This is a genomic window from Pseudomonas sp. ICMP 3272 (genome assembly GCF_001466905.1).
Classification (GTDB): Bacteria; Pseudomonadota; Gammaproteobacteria; order Pseudomonadales; family Pseudomonadaceae; genus Aquipseudomonas; species Aquipseudomonas amygdali.
In genome coordinates this window covers 88,849-106,903 of the sequence record NZ_LKEK01000097.1, presented here as the reverse complement: position 1 = coordinate 106,903, position 18,055 = coordinate 88,849, and the positions used below count along the sequence as shown (strand labels likewise).

The 18,055-nt window shown below is 59.2% G+C and carries 18 protein-coding genes; 13 read left to right on the top strand and 5 right to left on the bottom strand.

Going from position 1 to position 18,055, the window contains the following annotated elements:
• The 7 genes from AO068_RS23895 to arfB all read left to right on the top strand — a co-directional run bounded on the left by AO068_RS23895 (position 1) and on the right by arfB (position 6,249).
• Positions 1 to 630 (top strand): L-threonylcarbamoyladenylate synthase, encoded by a 630-nt coding sequence (locus AO068_RS23895; RefSeq protein ID WP_003434523.1) that lies wholly within the window; start codon positions 1 to 3, stop codon positions 628 to 630.
• Between the two features lie 119 nt (positions 631 to 749).
• On the top strand, positions 750 to 1,448 hold the full coding sequence (locus tag AO068_RS23890) for a segregation and condensation protein A (RefSeq protein WP_177342408.1): 699 nt from the start codon (positions 750 to 752) through the stop codon (positions 1,446 to 1,448).
• Between the two features lie 15 nt (positions 1,449 to 1,463).
• On the top strand, positions 1,464 to 2,231 hold the full coding sequence (gene scpB / locus AO068_RS23885; protein ID WP_058409646.1) for an SMC-Scp complex subunit ScpB: 768 nt from the start codon (positions 1,464 to 1,466) through the stop codon (positions 2,229 to 2,231).
• Between the two features lie 286 nt (positions 2,232 to 2,517).
• Positions 2,518 to 2,709, top strand: coding sequence for a DUF1289 domain-containing protein (locus AO068_RS23880; protein ID WP_005767716.1), 192 nt, complete (start codon positions 2,518 to 2,520; stop codon positions 2,707 to 2,709).
• A gap of 184 nt (positions 2,710 to 2,893) precedes the next feature.
• The gene (gene rluB, locus AO068_RS23875; RefSeq protein ID WP_058409645.1) at positions 2,894 to 4,123 is read left to right on the top strand and encodes a 23S rRNA pseudouridine(2605) synthase RluB; all 1,230 of its coding nucleotides are present in this window, start codon (positions 2,894 to 2,896) and stop codon (positions 4,121 to 4,123) included.
• Positions 4,124 to 4,394: 271 nt separating this feature from the next.
• Positions 4,395 to 5,804 carry an amino acid permease gene (locus tag AO068_RS23870; RefSeq protein ID WP_058409644.1) on the top strand — a complete coding sequence of 470 codons (1,410 nt, stop codon included), beginning with the start codon at positions 4,395 to 4,397 and terminating at the stop codon, positions 5,802 to 5,804.
• Between the two features lie 31 nt (positions 5,805 to 5,835).
• Positions 5,836 to 6,249: an alternative ribosome rescue aminoacyl-tRNA hydrolase ArfB gene (gene arfB, locus AO068_RS23865; protein ID WP_003314723.1), complete on the top strand. Its 414-nt coding sequence runs from the start codon at positions 5,836 to 5,838 to the stop codon at positions 6,247 to 6,249.
• Positions 6,250 to 6,508: 259 nt separating this feature from the next.
• On the opposite strand, the gene AO068_RS23860 is transcribed toward arfB, so the two are convergent.
• From AO068_RS23860 to phhA, 4 genes are all read right to left on the bottom strand, one after another.
• The gene (locus tag AO068_RS23860) at positions 6,509 to 7,708 is read right to left on the bottom strand and encodes an MFS transporter (protein WP_058409643.1); all 1,200 of its coding nucleotides are present in this window, start codon (positions 7,706 to 7,708) and stop codon (positions 6,509 to 6,511) included.
• Positions 7,709 to 7,846: 138 nt separating this feature from the next.
• Positions 7,847 to 8,026: a hypothetical protein gene (locus tag AO068_RS23855; RefSeq protein ID WP_005746724.1), complete on the bottom strand. Its 180-nt coding sequence runs from the start codon at positions 8,024 to 8,026 to the stop codon at positions 7,847 to 7,849.
• Positions 8,027 to 8,490: 464 nt separating this feature from the next.
• Positions 8,491 to 8,847: a 4a-hydroxytetrahydrobiopterin dehydratase gene (locus tag AO068_RS23850; protein WP_058409642.1), complete on the bottom strand. Its 357-nt coding sequence runs from the start codon at positions 8,845 to 8,847 to the stop codon at positions 8,491 to 8,493.
• 35 nt (positions 8,848 to 8,882) lie between these two features.
• Complete coding sequence (phhA, locus tag AO068_RS23845; protein ID WP_058409641.1) at positions 8,883 to 9,680, bottom strand: phenylalanine 4-monooxygenase; 798 nt, start codon at positions 9,678 to 9,680, stop codon at positions 8,883 to 8,885.
• A 267-nt stretch (positions 9,681 to 9,947) separates the two neighbouring features.
• Between phhA and AO068_RS23840 the strand changes: the two genes are divergently transcribed.
• Positions 9,948 to 11,537: a sigma-54-dependent transcriptional regulator gene (locus tag AO068_RS23840; protein WP_058409640.1), complete on the top strand. Its 1,590-nt coding sequence runs from the start codon at positions 9,948 to 9,950 to the stop codon at positions 11,535 to 11,537.
• 83 nt (positions 11,538 to 11,620) lie between these two features.
• On the opposite strand, the gene AO068_RS23835 is transcribed toward AO068_RS23840, so the two are convergent.
• A complete protein-coding gene (locus tag AO068_RS23835) occupies positions 11,621 to 11,887 on the bottom strand; it encodes a DUF2790 domain-containing protein (protein WP_002554445.1) in 267 nt (88 codons plus the stop codon).
• 312 nt (positions 11,888 to 12,199) lie between these two features.
• On the opposite strand from AO068_RS23835, the gene acs reads away from it, so the two are divergent.
• The 5 genes from acs (at position 12,200) to AO068_RS23810 (ending at position 18,043) form a co-directional block, all read left to right on the top strand.
• Positions 12,200 to 14,155 carry an acetate--CoA ligase gene (acs, locus tag AO068_RS23830; protein WP_002554444.1) on the top strand — a complete coding sequence of 652 codons (1,956 nt, stop codon included), beginning with the start codon at positions 12,200 to 12,202 and terminating at the stop codon, positions 14,153 to 14,155.
• Positions 14,156 to 14,683: 528 nt separating this feature from the next.
• Positions 14,684 to 15,460 carry an ABC transporter substrate-binding protein gene (locus AO068_RS23825; protein ID WP_002554443.1) on the top strand — a complete coding sequence of 259 codons (777 nt, stop codon included), beginning with the start codon at positions 14,684 to 14,686 and terminating at the stop codon, positions 15,458 to 15,460.
• Positions 15,461 to 15,544: 84 nt separating this feature from the next.
• Positions 15,545 to 16,234, top strand: coding sequence for an ABC transporter permease (locus AO068_RS23820; RefSeq protein ID WP_002554442.1), 690 nt, complete (start codon positions 15,545 to 15,547; stop codon positions 16,232 to 16,234).
• A complete protein-coding gene (locus AO068_RS23815) occupies positions 16,231 to 16,929 on the top strand; it encodes an ABC transporter permease (RefSeq protein WP_002554441.1) in 699 nt (232 codons plus the stop codon). Before AO068_RS23820 ends, AO068_RS23815 begins: the two co-directional genes overlap by 4 nt.
• Before the next feature lies 1 nt (position 16,930).
• Positions 16,931 to 18,043, top strand: a complete 1,113-nt coding sequence (locus tag AO068_RS23810; RefSeq protein WP_005781864.1) for a succinylglutamate desuccinylase/aspartoacylase family protein — start codon at positions 16,931 to 16,933, stop codon at positions 18,041 to 18,043.
• Positions 18,044 to 18,055 lie beyond the last annotated feature (12 nt).

Genomic DNA, 18,055 nt, shown 5'->3' with positions numbered 1-18,055 from the left:
GTGAGTCAATTTTTCCAGGTCCATCCGGAAAACCCGCAGCCGCGCCTGATCAAACAGGCCGCGGAAATCATAAAAGCCGGCGGGCTGGTGGTGTACCCGACAGATTCGTCCTATGCGCTGGGTTGCCAGATCGGTGACAAGAGCGCCATCGAGCGTATCCGCCGTCTGCGTCAGCTGGACGACAAGCACAACTTCACCCTGATGTGCTGCGACCTGTCGCAACTGGGGCTTTTTGCCAAGGTCGACACTGGCGCTTTCCGTGCCCTCAAGGCGCACACCCCAGGGCCTTACACCTTTATTCTCAACGCCACCCGTGAGGTGCCGCGCCTGGTGCTGCACCCCAAGCGCCGCACCATCGGCCTGCGGGTGCCAAGCCATCCCATCGCCCAGGCCCTGCTGGAGCAATTGGGTGAGCCGCTGATGAGCGTCAGCCTGATCATGCCGGGCGACAGCGTGCCGCTCAGCGATCCCTACGAGATGCGTCAGATTCTCGAGCATCAGGTCGACCTGATCATCGACGGCGGGATCGGCGGTATTTCGGCGTCCACGGTCATTAACCTGGCCGAGGGTGAACCTCAGGTCGTTCGGGTCGGCTGCGGTGATCCAACGCCGTTCGGTGAACGCGCTTAATGACCGTCGTCGAGGCAGTCGACAGCCAGGCTGACGCCCAGCAGGAGCTGCCGTTCGCGCTGGTCTACGGGCGTGCGGTCACGCAGATGCCGCTGGACCTGTACATCCCGCCCGATGCGCTGGAGGTCTTTCTTGAGGCGTTCGAGGGGCCGCTCGACCTGCTGCTGTACCTGATCCGCAAACAGAACATCGACATCCTCGATATTCCCGTTGCCGAGATCACCAAGCAGTACATGGGTTACGTCGAGCTGATGAAAACCGTGCGCCTGGAGCTGGCTGCCGAGTATCTGGTCATGGCCGCCATGCTGGCTGAGATCAAGTCGCGCATGCTGTTGCCGCGCTCGGCGGAAGTCGAAGAGGAAGAAGGCGATCCACGCGCCGAGCTGATTCGCCGCCTGCAGGAATACGAACGCTTCAAGGTCGCCGCCGAAGGTATTGACGGCCTGAGCCGGGTGGGCCGCGATGTCATCGTGCCGAAACTGGACGCTCCCGAAGCCCGCGCACGCAAGTTGCTGCCGGATGTCAGCCTTGAAGAAGTGCTGATGTCGATGGCCGAAGTACTGCACCGTGGCGACATGTTCGAAAGCCACCAGGTCAGCCGCGAGGCGCTGTCGACGCGTGAGCGCATGAGCGACGTGCTGGAACGTCTCAAGGGCAGCGGTTTTGTGCCGTTCGCCGAGCTGTTTACCGCAGAAGAAGGGCGTCTGGGTGTGGTCGTGACATTTATGGCGGTGCTGGAGCTGGTCAAGGAATCCCTTGTCGAGCTGGTCCAAAACGAGCCCTTTGCGGCGATCCATGTCCGGGCGCGAGCCGAGTAGAGCAAGAACACACCCATGAACCTCAACGAACCGCGTGAACTGGCCCCGTTGCTTGAAGCCTTTCTGCTGGCCTCCGGAAAGCCGCAGACAATGGAGCGGCTGTATGAGCTGTTCGAAGAGGGCGAGCGTCCCGAGCCGCCGATTTTCAAAAAAGCGCTGGAGGTGCTGCGTAAGTCTTGCGAGGGGCGTGCTTTCGAACTCAAGGAAGTCGCTTCGGGGTATCGCCTGCAGATTCGTGACCGGTTCTCCCCTTGGGTCGGACGGTTGTGGGAAGAACGGCCGCAGCGTTACTCCCGCGCCATGCTGGAAACCCTGGCGTTGATCGCTTATCGCCAGCCGATCACGCGGGGCGAAATTGAAGACGTGCGCGGTGTTGCGGTGAACAGCCACATCGTCAAGACCCTGCTGGAACGCGAGTGGATTCGGGTGGTGGGCTATCGTGACGTGCCCGGTAAGCCGGCGATGTTTGCCACCACCAAGGGTTTTCTGGATCACTTCAACCTCAAAAGCCTGGACGAGCTGCCGCCGCTGGCCGACCTGCGCGAGATGGAAACCGAGCCGGTCCTGGATTTCGAAGACGCCCCCGTACCCGCGCACCTGCAAGCCCTGGCCGACGCCAGCCTCGACCCGGACGCAGAGCCCGAAGCCCCGCGTGACGAAACCAGCTTCCGCAGCCTGCTGGTGGAGCTGGATTCGATGGAGCAAGGCCTCAAGACCGATTTCGACGACCTGCTGCGGGCGGAGCCAGAGCCTGAAGACGACAAAGGCGACGATGAGGTCTGATTGACTATCGCTCCCACGCTGAAGCGTTCAGCGTGATACACAAGTCTCGTGGGAGCGAGCCGGGCGACGCTTCGCTTGCTCGCGAAGGCGATGGTGCAGGCTCGCTATTTTCGGATTCTGTACGGGCCCTTTCGCGAGCAAGCTCGCTCCCACAAGACCTGTATGTAGCCATTAGCGCTCTGCGTCCTCTTGATACCTCGTCCTGGAGCGTGCAGCGCACTTCGGTCGAATTCATACGCCTGACCAGAGTCACATACGATATCCCTCGCCATGAGAACCGCTGCCCATGAGTTCGACCAAGAACCCCTGCATCAGCCTGTGCAAGTTCGATGATGATATCTGCCTGGGCTGTGGCCGCAGCAAGCGTGAAATCAAGGCCTGGAAGAAACTCGACAAGGATGACAAGCGCACGGTACTCGATGAGTCCGCCAAGCGGCTGGCGAAGCTCAAGACCGCCGGTCGTAAAAAGAAGAAGTGATTCGGGCATTTGCCACTGACGCTGGATGCGTAAACCGGCGCAGGGGCGTATGATGGCCGACCCTCGGCGATCAAGTGTCGCCCGGGCTTTCAAGTATTTCGCCCTGCCGCTATCCACAGCGCGCCGGGCACAGGTCTTGCCGGTTCTCGGCCAGCCCTGATTCGACACACCGGGAGGTGCCCAGATGAGTGAAAAAGACAAGCAGGACAGCCAGGAAATCGGACCCGCAGGCGAAAAGCTGCAGAAGGTTCTGGCGCGCATTGGCGTGGGTTCACGCCGTGACGTAGAAGCCTGGATTACCCAAGGCCGCATCAAGGTCAATGGCAAGGACGCGACCCTCGGTCAACGCGTCGACCTGCATGACGCCATCAGTGTCGATGGGCGCGTCATCAAGCGCGAAGAAGCAGCCGAAACGGTTCGCCGCGTGATCATGTACAACAAGCCCGATGGCGAAATCTGCACCCGTGACGACCCTGAAGGCCGTCCGACCGTGTTCGATCGTCTGCCGCGCCCAAAAGAGGGTCGCTGGATCAACATCGGCCGTCTCGACATCAACACCACCGGTCTGCTGATGTTCACCACTGACGGTGAGCTCGCCAACCGTCTTATGCACCCATCGTTTGAAATGGACCGCGAATACGCGGTTCGTGTGCGTGGCGAAGTCGATGATGACATGCTGCTGCGCCTCAAGAATGGTGTGATTCTTGAAGACGGTCCGGCACGTTTCACCGACATCCAGCAGGCACCGGGCGGCGAAGGCTTCAACCACTGGTATCACTGCGTGGTGATGGAAGGTCGTAACCGTGAAGTGCGCCGTCTCTGGGAATCCCAGGGGCTGGTGGTCAGCCGTCTGAAGCGTGTGCGTTACGGGCCGGTGTTCCTCAACTCCGACCTGCCGATGGGCCGCTGGCGCGAAATGAGCCAGTACGAAGTCGACATTCTGGCGGCCGAAGTCGGTCTGCAACCTGTGGCCCAGCCGCAGATGAATGCCAAGACCAAAGACAAGATGGAGCGTCTGCAGCGTCAATCGTCGCGCCCTCTGGGCAAAGGCGAGCGTGTTCGTACCTTGCGTCCGGCGGCTGGTGCTCCGGCGACCGGCGGCGAACGCGCACCGCGTCAGCCGCAGATCACCGGCAGCGAGCGCGATCGTCCGCGCGGTGGCGATTCGACTCAGCGTCCTTCGCCGCGCAAGGATTCGGGCAAGCCCGGTTCACGCGCGCCGCGTCCGGCCGACAACAGCCGTGGTACGCCGGTCGCCGAGCGTCCTAGCGAGATGAACAAGCGTCCTGCCAAGCCTGGGCCAAAGCGTGTCGGCATCAAGCTGGTCAACGACGATGCGCCGTCAGGCAAGCGTCGCGGTCCACCGGCAGGTTCGGGTCAGCGTCCTGGCTTCGGTCGTCGCAAGCCTGAGTGATCCTGTGGTGTGAATGAATGGCATCGCCAGCCCCCAGGGCTGGCGTTGTCGTTTTTGGCGATGTGAAAAACCTTGTCATACAGCCCCGCTGCATTCATTTCCCTGTTTCAAACCTCAACCTGGATGCAGGTGTACAATGCCGCGCTTTTTTCTGTGAATCATTGCTGCTCAATACTTCGGATCACCCGTCCGGGGTGCTGCAATTCTGTTGCGTCACGAGCGCGGCAGGTCCTTTTCGGTCACAGAACAAGAACAATCAGGTAGCTATCGAATGAGTGAAACAACTGCACCCTCGGGTGAATTGAAGCGCGGTCTGAAGAATCGGCACATCCAGCTGATTGCTCTGGGCGGCGCTATCGGCACTGGCTTGTTTCTCGGGTCGGCGGGCGTGCTGAAATCGGCCGGGCCTTCGATGATTCTCGGTTATGCGATTTGTGGCTTCATCGCTTTCATGATCATGCGCCAGCTTGGCGAGATGATCGTCGAAGAACCCGTCGCCGGGTCGTTCAGCCATTTTGCCCACAATTATTGGGGCGGTTTCGCCGGGTTCCTGTCCGGCTGGAATTGCTGGCTGCTGTACATCCTGGTCGGTATGTCGGAGCTGACTGCTGTCGGCAAGTACATTCATTACTGGCTGCCGGACATCCCGAGCTGGGTTTCAGCGGCTGCGTTCTTCATTCTCATCAATGCCATCAACCTGACCAACGTCAAGGTGTTCGGCGAGACCGAGTTCTGGTTCGCGATCATCAAGGTGGTGGCGATTATCGGCATGATCGCGCTGGGCAGTTACATGCTGGTCAGTGGCAGCGGCGGCCCGCAGGCGTCGGTCAGCAACCTCTGGGAGCATGGCGGATTCTTTCCCAATGGTGTCGGCGGGCTGGTCATGGCGCTGGCAATCATCATGTTCTCGTTCGGCGGTCTGGAAATGCTCGGCTTCACTGCTGCCGAGGCCGAACAGCCGAAGACCGTGATCCCCAAGGCGATCAATCAGGTCATCTACCGCATCCTGATTTTCTACATCGGCGCACTGGTGGTGCTGTTGTCGCTGACACCCTGGGACAGCCTGCTGGCCAGCCTCAATGCCTCGGGTGACTCCTATAGCGGCAGCCCGTTCGTGCAGGTGTTCTCGATGCTGGGCAGCGATGCGGCGGCGCATATCCTGAACTTCGTGGTACTGACTGCAGCGCTGTCGGTCTATAACAGCGGCACTTATTGCAACAGCCGCATGTTGGTAGGCATGGCCGAGCAGGGCGATGCGCCCAGGGCGCTGGCGCAGGTCGACAGGCGCGGGGTGCCGGTCAAGGCTATCTTTGCGTCTGCCGCGGTGACCGTGGTGGCGGTTCTGCTCAATTACTTCGTGCCGCAGCAGGCGCTGGAGCTGTTGATGTCGCTGGTAGTGGCCACGCTGGTCATCAACTGGGCGATGATCAGCTATTCGCATCTGAAATTCCGCCAGCACATGAACCGCACCGGCCAAGTGCCGCTGTTCAAGGCACTGTGGTATCCCTACGGTAACTACGTGTGTCTGGCGTTTGTGCTGTTTATCCTTGGCATCATGCTGATGATTCCCGGCATCCAGATATCGGTTTACGCGATACCGGTCTGGCTGGCGGTCATGTGGGTGTGTTATCGAGCCAAGAACAGGCGTAGCGTTGTCGTGAATGCCAAGACTGGCAAATAACCGTGCCTGTAGCAGAAAAGAAGATGCCCCGATGCTGGTGATTTCCAACAATGTCCATTTGCCGGACGCCGAGATCGAGCTGACTGCCATTCGCGCCCAGGGCGCGGGTGGGCAGAACGTCAACAAGGTCTCCAGCGCCGTGCATTTGCGTTTCGACATCAACGCCTCGTCGCTGCCGCCGTTCTACAAGGAGCGGCTGCTGGCGTTGAGTGACAGCCGTATCACCAGCGATGGCGTGATCGTACTCAAGGCCCAGCAATACCGCACTCAGGAGCAGAACCGCGCCGACGCGTTATTGCGCTTGAGCGAACTGATCGTCAACGCCGCCAAAGTCGAAAAGAAACGCCGCCCGACACGGCCGACCCTGGGTTCCAAGACCCGCCGTCTGGAGTCCAAGAGCAAACGCGGCTCGATCAAGGCCGGACGCGGCAAAGTGGATTTCTGAGTACGGCCGACCCTTCAAGATCGGACGCAGAGCGTCCAGAACGGCGTTACCACGCTGGAGCGTGGGAACGATCAGCCTGAATATCGTGCGACGCTCTGCGTCGCATGCCTTTCCGGACGCTCTGCGTCCTCTTGGCGACGCAGAGCGTCGAGACCTGCACTCCCACGCTGGAGCGTGCGGAACGATAATCGCAACTATCGTGCGTCGCTCCGCGTCGCATGCCGTTCTGGATCGTGGGAAAGCTGACCGGAACAGATCATCAGTGGCGTACCACCTGCGTCTGCTTGTACAGATAGACGCTCAACGCCAGCCCGGTAAGTGACGCCAGCGCTGCGAACAGGAAGATCGAGACAAAGCCGAAGCCTGCGGCAATCGCGCCTGCCAGTGGGCCGGTGATGCCCAGGGACAGGTCGATGAACAGCGAGTAAGCGCCGACCGCAGCGCCTCGGCTGGAGGCGGGGACGAGGTTCACAGCTTCCACGCCCAGCGCGGGAAACACCAACGAGAACCCGAAACCGGTCAACGCCGCGCCAGCCAGTGCCAGCTCCGGAGTGGGGGCCATCCACAGCAGCAACAGCCCCAGGCTTTCCACTGACAGGCAGACAATCGCCACCCGAAAGCCGCCCAGACGATTGATCAGGTTGCCGAACAGCAGGCGCGCCGCAATGAAGCTGCCACCGAACAGGGTCAGGCACAGCGCCGCATTCGGCCAGTGCTTGCTCGCGTAGTACAAGGTGATAAAGGTTGCGATGGTGCCGAAGCCAATGCCGCCCAGCGCCAGGCCCATGCCGTGTGGAAACACTCGCCCCAGCACATGCATGAAGGGCAACCGTTCACCCGGCACAATCGGTGCGGCCTGCTTGTGCCAGGTCAGGTATAAGCCCAGTGCGCAGAGCAGCATGATGCTGACCCCCACTGTCCACAAACCGAGCGAGTCAACCATCCAGACGCCCAGCGGTGCGCCGATGGCCAGTGCGCCATAGCTGGCGATACCGTTCCAGGAAATCACTTTAGCAGTGTTCTGCGCGCCGACCCGGCCGATGCCCCAGCCAATCGAGCCCGAACCTACCAGACTTTCCGCGCTGCCGAGAATCACCCGGCCAATCAGCAGAATGATCAGGCTCGCCATCGGCCAGCTGTCCAGCCAGACCGGCACCAGCATGAATATACCGCTCAGCCCGCAGCCGGTCAGGCCGATCTGCACGGCTTTCTTGCTGCCCAGATTGTCGATGATGCGGCTCGCCCACGGCCGACTGATCAACGTCGCCAGGTACTGCACGCTGATCACCAGGCCTGCGATAACCGCGCCGAAGCCCAGATCGCTGTGGACGTAGCCTGGCAATACGGCAAGCGGAATACCGATATTCAGGTAGCCGATGAACGTGAACATCACGATGGAAATGACGGTCTGGGTAACAGCCATCGGGGTTTGCGGCGTAGTTTGCTGTGTCTCGGGCATGGGGCAGGCTTTCGTTCTGTGCGGGTATGGCGTTCGAGCGGGCAGGGAAAAACCCTTAGCAAGCTCTCGAAGTGCTCATCATACCGACGCATCGCGTGGTGCAGGTGCAACGAAGTGAAATAAACGGCGAATGGGGGATTATTTGTCTGCCGGGGCTACAAGCTGAGTGGTCACGAGGGCGGCCAAGGCGTTTTCCTGAGTACCGAAACGGGCGAGCAGGGCGCTCTGTTTTTCCGGGCTGAGACGTGACCAGATTTCGATCATTTTCTCGGCGGTGCCAATCAGGGCATTGGCTTGCGTTTCAGTGAAGTCGCTCATAAAAATCTGCTGTTTGCCTGTTGCTGGTTTTCCAGGCGTATTGAAAATCGGCAGAACCGTTTTTCGATACGCCTGAAAACAATCGCCTTCAGTCTTTGCTTCCGGCTTTCTGGCTGTCTTGAGCCGAGGGTGCTGCTTTCATTGCGACAGGTTGACCAAGCTCCTGTTGAGCCAGGGTCGACTGTTGTGGTTCCTGTTGGCCTGGTGGGAAGTTAGGGATTTCATGCATCGTCGTCGCTCCTCGCAAGGGGTTGCAGATAGAACCGTGCTTTAAAAAAGCCTGCGCAGGATACCCCACTGAAAATGACAATCAGGATATTTTTTTATCCTCATTGGCCTGTCAGCGAAACAAAATCGCATTTTCACTGTCCGGGCCTATGCCTTGCGAGTCGCTGCACGCTTTGGTTTTACTGCGTTATGGCTGCATCAGGGCGCAATAACCTTCGTAGACCTTCTCGCAAAAATTATTTGCGGCCCTCGGCGCCACGGGCCACTTCATCGGTGCGCGCGGCCATGATGAAGTCGTTGCGGTGCAGTCCTTTGATCGAATGACTCCACCAGGTCACCGTCACTTTGCCCCATTCGGTCAGCAGGCCTGGATGGTGGCCTTCAGCCTCGGCAATCTCGCCGACCGCGTTGGTGAACGCCAGGGCGAATTTGAAATTCTTGAACAGGAACACTTTTTCCAGCTGCATGACGCCGTCGCGGACTTCGATGTTCCAGTCGGGGATCTGCTTGAGCAGTTCCGGCAGCTCGGCTTCGCTGACTTGTGGGGCGTCTGCTCGGCAGGCTTCGCAATGGGCTTGATTCAAGGTGCTCATAAACAGGGTTTCCTTTTCAGATACCTGGCCGCATTTCAGGCCGCGTGGCTTTTGGTTTTAGGTGGGAATTTCGGGGCGTGCAAGCCCAACTGCATGCCCTGTTCTACCAGCGCCATGATGTCTTCCTGCGCCAGGTCGAACAGGCGCTTGAGGCTTGGCAGAACAAAATACAGCGGTTGCAGAATGTCGATGCGGTACGGCGTGCGCATCGCTTCAAGCGGGTCGAATAGCTGGTGTTCGGGAGCCGACGACAGGCTGTACACCGCTTCCTTGGGCGAAGAAAGAATACCGCCGCCGTAGATTTTGCGCCCGTGTGGTGTATCGACCAGGCCAAACTCGATGGTCATCCAGTACAGACGGGCCAGATACACACGTTGTTCCTTGCTCGCGCTCAGGCCAAGTTTGCCGTAGGTGTGGGTAAATTCGGCAAACCACGGATTGGTCAGCAGCGGGCAGTGACCAAAGATTTCATGAAAGATGTCCGGTTCCTGAAGATAGTCCAGCTCTTCCTCGGTGCGAATAAACGTCGCCACCGGGAAGCGCTTGCTGGCCAGCAGTTCAAAGAACGTCTGGAAGGGGATCAGCGCTGGCACTCGCTCAACCTGCCAGCCGGTGGTCGCACCCAGCACCTTGTTGATTTCTCCCAGCTGCGGAATGCGCTCATGGGGAAGGCCCAGTTGCTCGATACCGTCCAGATACTCCTGACAGGCCCGACCTTCAATGATCGTCATCTGCCGGGTAATCAAGGTGTTCCATACCGCATGTTCGGCAGCTGTGTAATCAATGAAGCCCGAAGCGTCCGGCTCGCGTGCCACGTAAAGCGTCTGGGCCATGCTGATGTCCTCGAAAGGCTGCTCTTGTGAAGTATTTTTGTAAAAGCCTGCCTGCAGGAATAACCCGCTTTCGACGATGGGTCTGCCTGTGAAAGTCGTCGCGCTCCCGTCCTGTCGCCAGATTTCGTAACGAAAACTTTACGAATGATTCCCGTGGGTCAGGAATTCAGCAGATTGCTCTCTCGCGAAGCATGCGTCTGTAACGTATTGTTGACGAAAAACTTTGTCACTCTCTAAAAAACCATGCTCACAGGGGGCGAATGAATCATGCGCATCAAGGTGCATTGCCAGAACCGGATCGGCATTCTTCGCGACATTCTCGATCTGTTGGTGGCCTACGGCGTCAACGTGGCGCGTGGTGAAGTGGGGGGCGAGCATGGCGACGCTATTTATCTGCATTGCCCGAACCTGATCAATCTGCAGTTTCAGGCCCTGCGCCCGAAGTTCGAGGCGATCACCGGTGTATTCGGCGTCAAGCGTGTCGGGCTGATGCCCAGCGAGCGTCGGCACATGGAGCTCAACGCCTTGCTCGGTGCGCTGGAGTTCCCTGTGCTGTCTATCGACATGGCCGGCGCAATCGTCGCAGCCAATCGCGCAGCCGCGCAGTTGCTGGGTGTGCGGGTCGATGAAGTGCCGGGGATACCTTTGTCGCGCTATGCCGAGGATTTCGACCTGCCTGAGCTGGTGCGGGCCAGCCGGTCGCGGATCAACGGCCTGCGGGTCAAGGTGCGCGGCGATGTGTTTCTGGCTGACATCGCCCCGTTGCAATCGGAGCACGATGACAGCGAAGCCATGGCCGGGGCCGTACTGACCCTGCACCGCGCTGATCGGGTCGGTGAGCGCATTTACCATGTGCGCAAGCAGGAGTTACGCGGCTTTGACAGCATCTTTCAGAGTTCGAAGGTCATGGCCGCGGTCGTCCGCGAGGCGCGGCGCATGGCACCACTGGATGCGCCGCTGCTGATCGAGGGCGAAACCGGCACCGGCAAGGAATTGCTGGCCCGTGCCTGTCACCTTGCCAGCCCGCGCGGCCAGTCACCGCTGATGGCGCTCAACTGTGCCGGGCTGTCGGAGTCCATGGCCGAGATTGAGCTGTTCGGCTATGACCCCGGTGCGTTCGAAGGCGCGCGAGCGGAAGGCCGACTCGGGCTGCTGGAGCTGACATCAGGCGGCACGCTGTTCCTTGATGGCGTGGGTGAGCTGAGTGCGCGTATGCAGGCCAAGCTGCTGCGTTTCATTCAGGACGGCAGCTTTCGCCGGGTCGGCAGCGACGAGGACATGTTTCTCGATGTGCGTGTGATGTGTTCGACCCAGGTCGACCTGTCGGAGCTATGCACCCAAGGGGTTTTCAGGCAGGACCTTTATCATCGCCTCAATGTGCTGTCGCTGCACATACCGCCGTTGCGCGATTGTCTGGACGGTCTTGAGCCGCTGGTGGAACACTTTCTGGATCACGCCAGCCGCCAGATCGGCTGCCCGTTGCCAGGCATTGCGCCGGCTGCCATCAAGCGCCTGAGTCAGTACCACTGGCCCGGCAATGTAAGGCAATTGGAAAATGTATTGTTTCAGGCTGTATCGCTGTGTGACGGCAGCAAGGTACAGGCCGAGCATATTCGTTTGCCGGATTACGGTGTGCGGCCAGGGCTGAGCGATATGTCTCTGGAAGGGGGGCTGGACGCTATTATCGGGCGTTTCGAAAAATCGGTGCTGGAACATTTATATGTGCAATATCCCAGCAGTCGCCAATTGGGCAAACGCCTGGGGGTGTCACATACAACCATTGCCAACAAGTTGCGTGGTTATGAGTTGGGGCGTGAGTCAGGCCGGCACGCAGCCGATCAACAATCCGCTGATTGACCGCCCGGCAATCAACGCTCGTGGATACGCCCCGCAATCAATATCTGCGAGGCGTCGAGCATGGGTCGCAACAGCGAAAAGCATCAACCGTTGCTGCAGCCGTTGCCCATCACCTGGTAGCTCATGGTGTGTCGTGCGCCTTGCGAGTCTTCATAGACCATGCGCGCCGGGACCACTTCGCAGACGTTGGGGATCTGGCTGATGGAAATAACCCGGGCGATATCCAGATGAGTGCCATACGTGTACTGCTCGACACGGGCTTGCTGGGCAGCAACTTTGGTCTGCGATTCTTCGGCCATGGCGAAGCTGCTGACACCGCACAGTGCCAATGTCACTAATAAAGCTTTCATTGTGTTTTACCTTTTTAAAAGTGAGCGCGTGCGCATCACGCTTTTAGCGTCATGTGCGAACTCTGTTTGATATCTAGAAGCGGGCTGCGTGGGGGCAGCTGATAGTTGCCGTGTTGGCGAGATGAATTCTAGGCCTGTTGCAAGGCGACATATATAAAGACTTTGGATAAGCGCTTTCATCAAAACGGTAATAATCCGGAGGCCGTCTGAGGCTCCGGCCCCGCCCGGTAATACCAACGTCGAATGGCCCCACCGGGTGGGGCGGGATACAACGGGTGCATAAAACAACAACTATCCACCGAGGTAACCAAGATGAGTGCAGCTTCCCTGTACCCCGTCCGCCCAGAAGTCGCAGCGACTACGCTGACGGATGAAGCGACCTACAAGGCCATGTACCAGCAGTCGGTGGTCAACCCTGATGGTTTCTGGCGTGAACAGGCTCAGCGCCTCGACTGGATCAAACCTTTCAGTGTGGTCAAGCAAACCTCGTTCGACGACCATCGTGTCGATATCAAATGGTTCGCCGACGGTACGCTGAACGTTGCCTATAACTGCCTGGATCGCCATCTGGCAGAGCGCGGCGACACCATTGCCATCATCTGGGAAGGCGATGACCCTTCCGAGCACCGCGAAATCACCTACCGCGAGCTGCACGCTGAAGTCTGCAAGTTTGCCAACGCACTGCGCGGTCAGGACGTGCACCGTGGTGACGTCGTCACCATCTACATGCCGATGATCCCCGAGGCTGTGGTCGCCATGCTGGCGTGCGCCCGGATCGGTGCGATTCACTCAGTGGTATTCGGCGGTTTCTCGCCGGAAGCACTGGCTGGGCGGATTATCGATTGCAGTTCCAAAGTGGTCATCACCGCCGACGAAGGCCTGCGCGGTGGCAAGAAGACTGCGCTCAAGGCGAATGTCGACCGTGCCCTGACCAACCCGGAAACCAGCAGCGTGCAGAAGGTCATCGTCTGCAAACGTACCGGTGGCGAAATCGAGTGGAACCGTCATCGTGATATCTGGTACCACTCGCTTCTGGAAGTGGCCTCCAGCACCTGCGCGCCAAAAGAGATGGGGGCCGAAGAGTCGCTGTTCATCCTTTACACCTCGGGCTCGACCGGCAAACCCAAAGGCGTGTTGCACACCACTGCGGGTTATCTGCTTTACGCGGCGCTGACCCATGAGCGCGTATTCGACTACAAGCCGGGCGAAATCTACTGGTGCACCGCCGACGTCGGCTGGGTCACCGGGCACAGCTACATTGTCTATGGCCCCTTGGCCAATGGTGCAACCACGCTGCTGTTTGAAGGTGTGCCGAACTACCCGGACATCACGCGTGTGTCGAAAATCATCGACAAGCACAAGGTCAATATCCTCTACACCGCGCCGACCGCGATCCGCGCCATGATGGCCGAGGGCACCAAGTCCGTTGAAGGTGCCGACGGGTCCAGTCTGCGTCTGTTGGGTTCGGTGGGCGAGCCGATCAACCCTGAAGCCTGGGGCTGGTACTACAACACCGTTGGTAAACAGAACTGCCCGATTGTCGATACCTGGTGGCAGACCGAAACCGGTGGCATTCTGATCAGCCCGCTGCCAGGCGCAACAGCGCTGAAACCGGGCTCGGCAACACGTCCGTTCTTCGGCGTGATTCCGGCGTTGGTGGACAACCTGGGCAACCTCATCGAGGGTGCGGCCGAAGGCAATCTGGTGATTCTCGATTCCTGGCCGGGTCAGTCACGCTCGCTGTATGGCGACCACGACCGTTTCGTCGACACCTACTTCAAGACCTTCCGTGGCATGTACTTCACCGGTGACGGTGCCCGTCGCGATGAGGACGGCTACTACTGGATCACCGGGCGCGTAGATGATGTGCTCAACGTTTCCGGCCATCGCATGGGCACCGCAGAGATCGAAAGCGCGATGGTTGCGCACCCGAAAGTCGCCGAAGCCGCAGTGGTCGGTGTGCCGCATGACTTGAAAGGGCAGGGCATCTACGTCTACGTGACCCTCAACGGTGGCGAAGAACCGAGCGATGCCCTGCGCACTGAGTTGCGCAACTGGGTGCGCAAGGAGATCGGCCCGATTGCTTCGCCTGATTTCATCCAGTGGGCACCTGGATTGCCGAAGACTCGTTCGGGGAAGATCATGCGCCGTATCCTGCGCAAGATTGCCACCGCTGAGTACGATGCGCTGGGTGACATCTCGACGCTGGCCGATCCGGGTGTGGTGCAGCACCTGATTGACACGCACAAGACCATGAACGCTGCCTGACCGCTCATTGACTGAGCGCGCCTCGTCCGGTTAACGCCGGGCGGGGCGCTTTTGTTTGTGCGGCCCGGTATCGGAAACGAGATATATATCGGTTTGTTACGGGTTTACACGGCGTTGTCGGACGGTGCTTCATTGTGGGACGTTCTCTGGCTTTCTTGTAGGAAGCTGCGACGCATCAGGGCGTTTCATCCGCCATATGGAACGCTGGGCTTGCCGGATTAGAAGGGTTTGCCAATAATGGGCGCGCTTTTTGCTGTTATGACAGGTTTAGCTGGCCCTTCTGGATCAGCAGAAATATGCTTCGTCAATAGCTGGTAGTGGGTTTTCGGTGCATCTGTAACTAGTTGTCGCATTGAAGAAATATCGACTTCGAGCCTGTCGTTAAAATGCCCGTCATTCGCCGAAGGTCCGTGAGCCACCAATGCGGTGTCACACCCCCGGCGTCGCTCTCCCCCGAGATTGTCCTTTCGCACATTGGGCGCTTGCTCACTTTGCCACTTGTCGTGCTTTACCGATGGAGTCCTGGAAATGAAGAAGCTCATGCTTATTGGCGCGATGGCGTTGTCCGTGCTCGCCCAGCCGATCTTTGCTGATGAAAAACCGCTGAAAATCGGCATCGAAGCGGCTTACCCTCCGTTCGCTTCCAAGGCTCCGGATGGCAGCATCGTCGGTTTTGACTACGACATCGGCAATGCGCTGTGTGAAGAAATGAAGGTCAAGTGCACCTGGGTCGAGCAGGAATTCGACGGTCTTATCCCAGCGCTGAAAGTGCGCAAGATCGACGCGATCCTTTCGTCCATGTCGATCACCGACGACCGCAAGAAGTCTGTGGATTTCACCGGCAAGTACTACAATTCCCCGGCCCGTCTGGTCATGAAAGACGGCACCGTGATCAGCGACAGCCTGGCGGAACTCAAGGGCAAGAAAATCGGCGTGCAGCGCGGTTCGATCCATGAGCGTTTCGCCCGTGAAGTTCTTGCTCCCAAAGGTGTGGAAGTGACGCCGTACGGTTCGCAGAACGAAATCTACCTGGATATCGGTGCGGGTCGTCTGGATGGCACTATTGCCGACGCCACCCTGCTGCAGGACGGTTTCCTGAAGACCGACGCAGGCAAGGGTTACGCGTTCACAGGTCCATCGTTTACCGACCCGAAATACTTCGGTGACGGCATCGGCATCGCCGTGCGCAAGGGTGACAAGGCCAACCTTGAGCGCCTGAATGCCGCCATTGCAGCCATCCGTGCCAACGGCAAGTACAAAGCGATTCAGGACAAATATTTCGACTTCGATATCTACGGCAAGTAAGTCGTCATACCGATCCTGATCAATGGCGCAAACAGAATTGCCTGGCTTGCGCCATTTTTATTCCACGCTTGAGGACCGCACATCATGTTGAAAGGTTACGGAGCTGTCATCCTCGAAGGTGCCTGGCTGACGTTGCAGCTGGCCCTGTCGTCGATGGCTCTGGCGATCGTTCTCGGTCTGATCGGCGTGGCGCTTCGTTTGTCGCCGGTACGCTGGATTGCCTGGCTGGGCGATCTGTACAGCACGGTCATTCGCGGCATTCCCGATCTGGTCCTGATATTGCTGATTTTCTACGGCGGTCAGGACCTGCTTAACCGCGTTGCGCCGCTGCTGGGTTTTGATGACTACATCGATCTTGACCCCTTGCTGGCCGGGATCTGCACTCTGGGCTTCATTTTTGGTGCCTATCTCTCGGAAACCTTTCGCGGTGCGTTCATGGCCATCCCCAAGGGGCAGGCCGAAGCAGGCATGGCGTATGGCCTGAGCAGCGGCAAGGTGTTCTTCCGCATTCTGGTGCCGCAGATGATTCGTCTGGCGATCCCCGGTTTCACCAATAACTGGCTGGTCTTGACCAAGGCCACTGCACTGATTTCCGTGGTCGGACTGCAGGACATGATGTTCAAGGCCAAGCAGGCGGCCGATGCCACCCGCGAGCCTTTCACCTTCTTTCTGGCGGTTGCGGCGATGTACCTGGTGATCACCAGCGTGTCGCTGCTCGCCTTGCGTTACCTAGAAAAACGCTACTCGGTAGGCGTCAGGGCGGCTGACCTATGATCTTTGACTACAACGTGATCTGGGACAGCCTGCCACTGTACTTCGGCGGCTTGCTGACCACCCTGAAACTGCTGGCGATTTCGCTCGCGTTCGGGCTGCTCGCGGCGTTGCCGCTGGGCCTGATGCGGGTCTCGAAAAACCCTTGGGTCAACATGCCTGCCTGGCTGTACACCTATGTGATTCGCGGCACGCCGATGCTGGTCCAGCTGTTCCTGATTTATTACGGGCTGGCCCAGTTCGACGCGGTGCGCGAAAGCTTTTTATGGCCCTGGCTGTCCAGCGCTACGTTTTGTGCCTGTCTGGCGTTCACCATCAATACCAGCGCCTACACAGCCGAGATCATTGCTGGCAGCCTCAAGGCCACGCCGGCCGGTGAAATCGAGGCAGCGCGGGCCATGGGCATGTCGAAGGCCAAAATGTATCGGCGCATTCTGCTGCCGTCGGCCTTGCGCCGGGCGCTGCCGCAGTACAGTAACGAGGTCATCATGATGCTGCAGACGACCAGTCTGGCCTCCATCGTGACCCTGATCGACATCACCGGCGCTGCCCGCACGGTCAACGCGCAGTTCTACCTGCCGTTCGAAGCTTACGTTACCGCAGGGGTTTTCTATCTGTGCCTGACATTCATTCTGGTGCGGCTGTTCAAAATTGCCGAACGCCGCTGGCTGGGCTATCTGGCCCCACGGAAGGTCTGAAATGCAAAGAATCGATCATGTATTGCCGTGGAGTACCCTCGGCACCGAACGCACGCTGAGTGTCTTTCGTTTCGGCACCGGCGAGCGCAAAGCGTACATTCAGGCCAGTCTGCACGCAGACGAGCTGCCCGGCATGCGCACCGCCTGGGAGTTGAAGAAACGCCTGACCGAGCTGGAACAGCAAGGCGCCCTCAAGGGCGTCGTCGAGCTGGTGCCGGTGGCCAATCCGCTGGGGCTGGGCCAGTTGCTGCAAGGCGCACACCAAGGGCGTTTCGAGTTCGGCAGCGGCAAGAATTTCAACCGTGACTTCACCGAGCTGAGCGAGCCGGTCGCCGAGTTGCTGGAAGGTCAGTTGGGCGATGACCCGCGCGCCAATACCCAATTGATTCGTCAGGCGATGATGACTGCACTTGAAGGCTTGCCTGCCGCGCAATCGGAGTTGCAGGGCATGCAGCGCATCCTGCTCAAGCATGCCTGCATCGCTGATGTGGTGCTTGACCTGCATTGCGATGCCGATGCCGCGCTGCATATGTATGCCTTGCCGCAGCACTGGCCGCAATGGCGCTCGCTGTCGGCGCACCTGAATATTCAGGTGGCGCTGCTGGCCGAGGATTCCGGCGGCAGTTCCTTCGATGAAGCCTGTTCGCTGCCGTGGTTGCGTCTGTCACGGACCTTCCCGCAGGCGCAGATCCCGCTGGCGTGTCTGGCGACCACTATCGAGCTGGGTGGTCAGGCCGACACCGGCAAGCCTCAGGCGCAAGCGCACGCCGAAGGCATTCTGGCGTTTCTGGCCGAACAGGGTTTTATCAGCGGTGACTGGCCGCAGCCGGCACATCAAGCCTGTGAAGGTCTGCCATTCGAAGGTACCGAATTGCTCTATGCGCCGCATCCTGGCGTGGTGACATTCCTGCGTGCCGCAGGCGATAAAGTCGAAATCGGCGATGCGCTGTTCGAAGTCATCGACCCGCTGTCCGATCAGGTCAGTACCATTTGTGCGAATACTGCCGGGGTGCTGTTTGCCATCGAGCGGCTTCGTTACGCTCAACCAGGTTTCTGGCTGGCCAAAGTGGCGGGGCGCACCGCGCTGCGTCATGGACGTCTGCTCAGTGATTGACCGTTCTGTGGG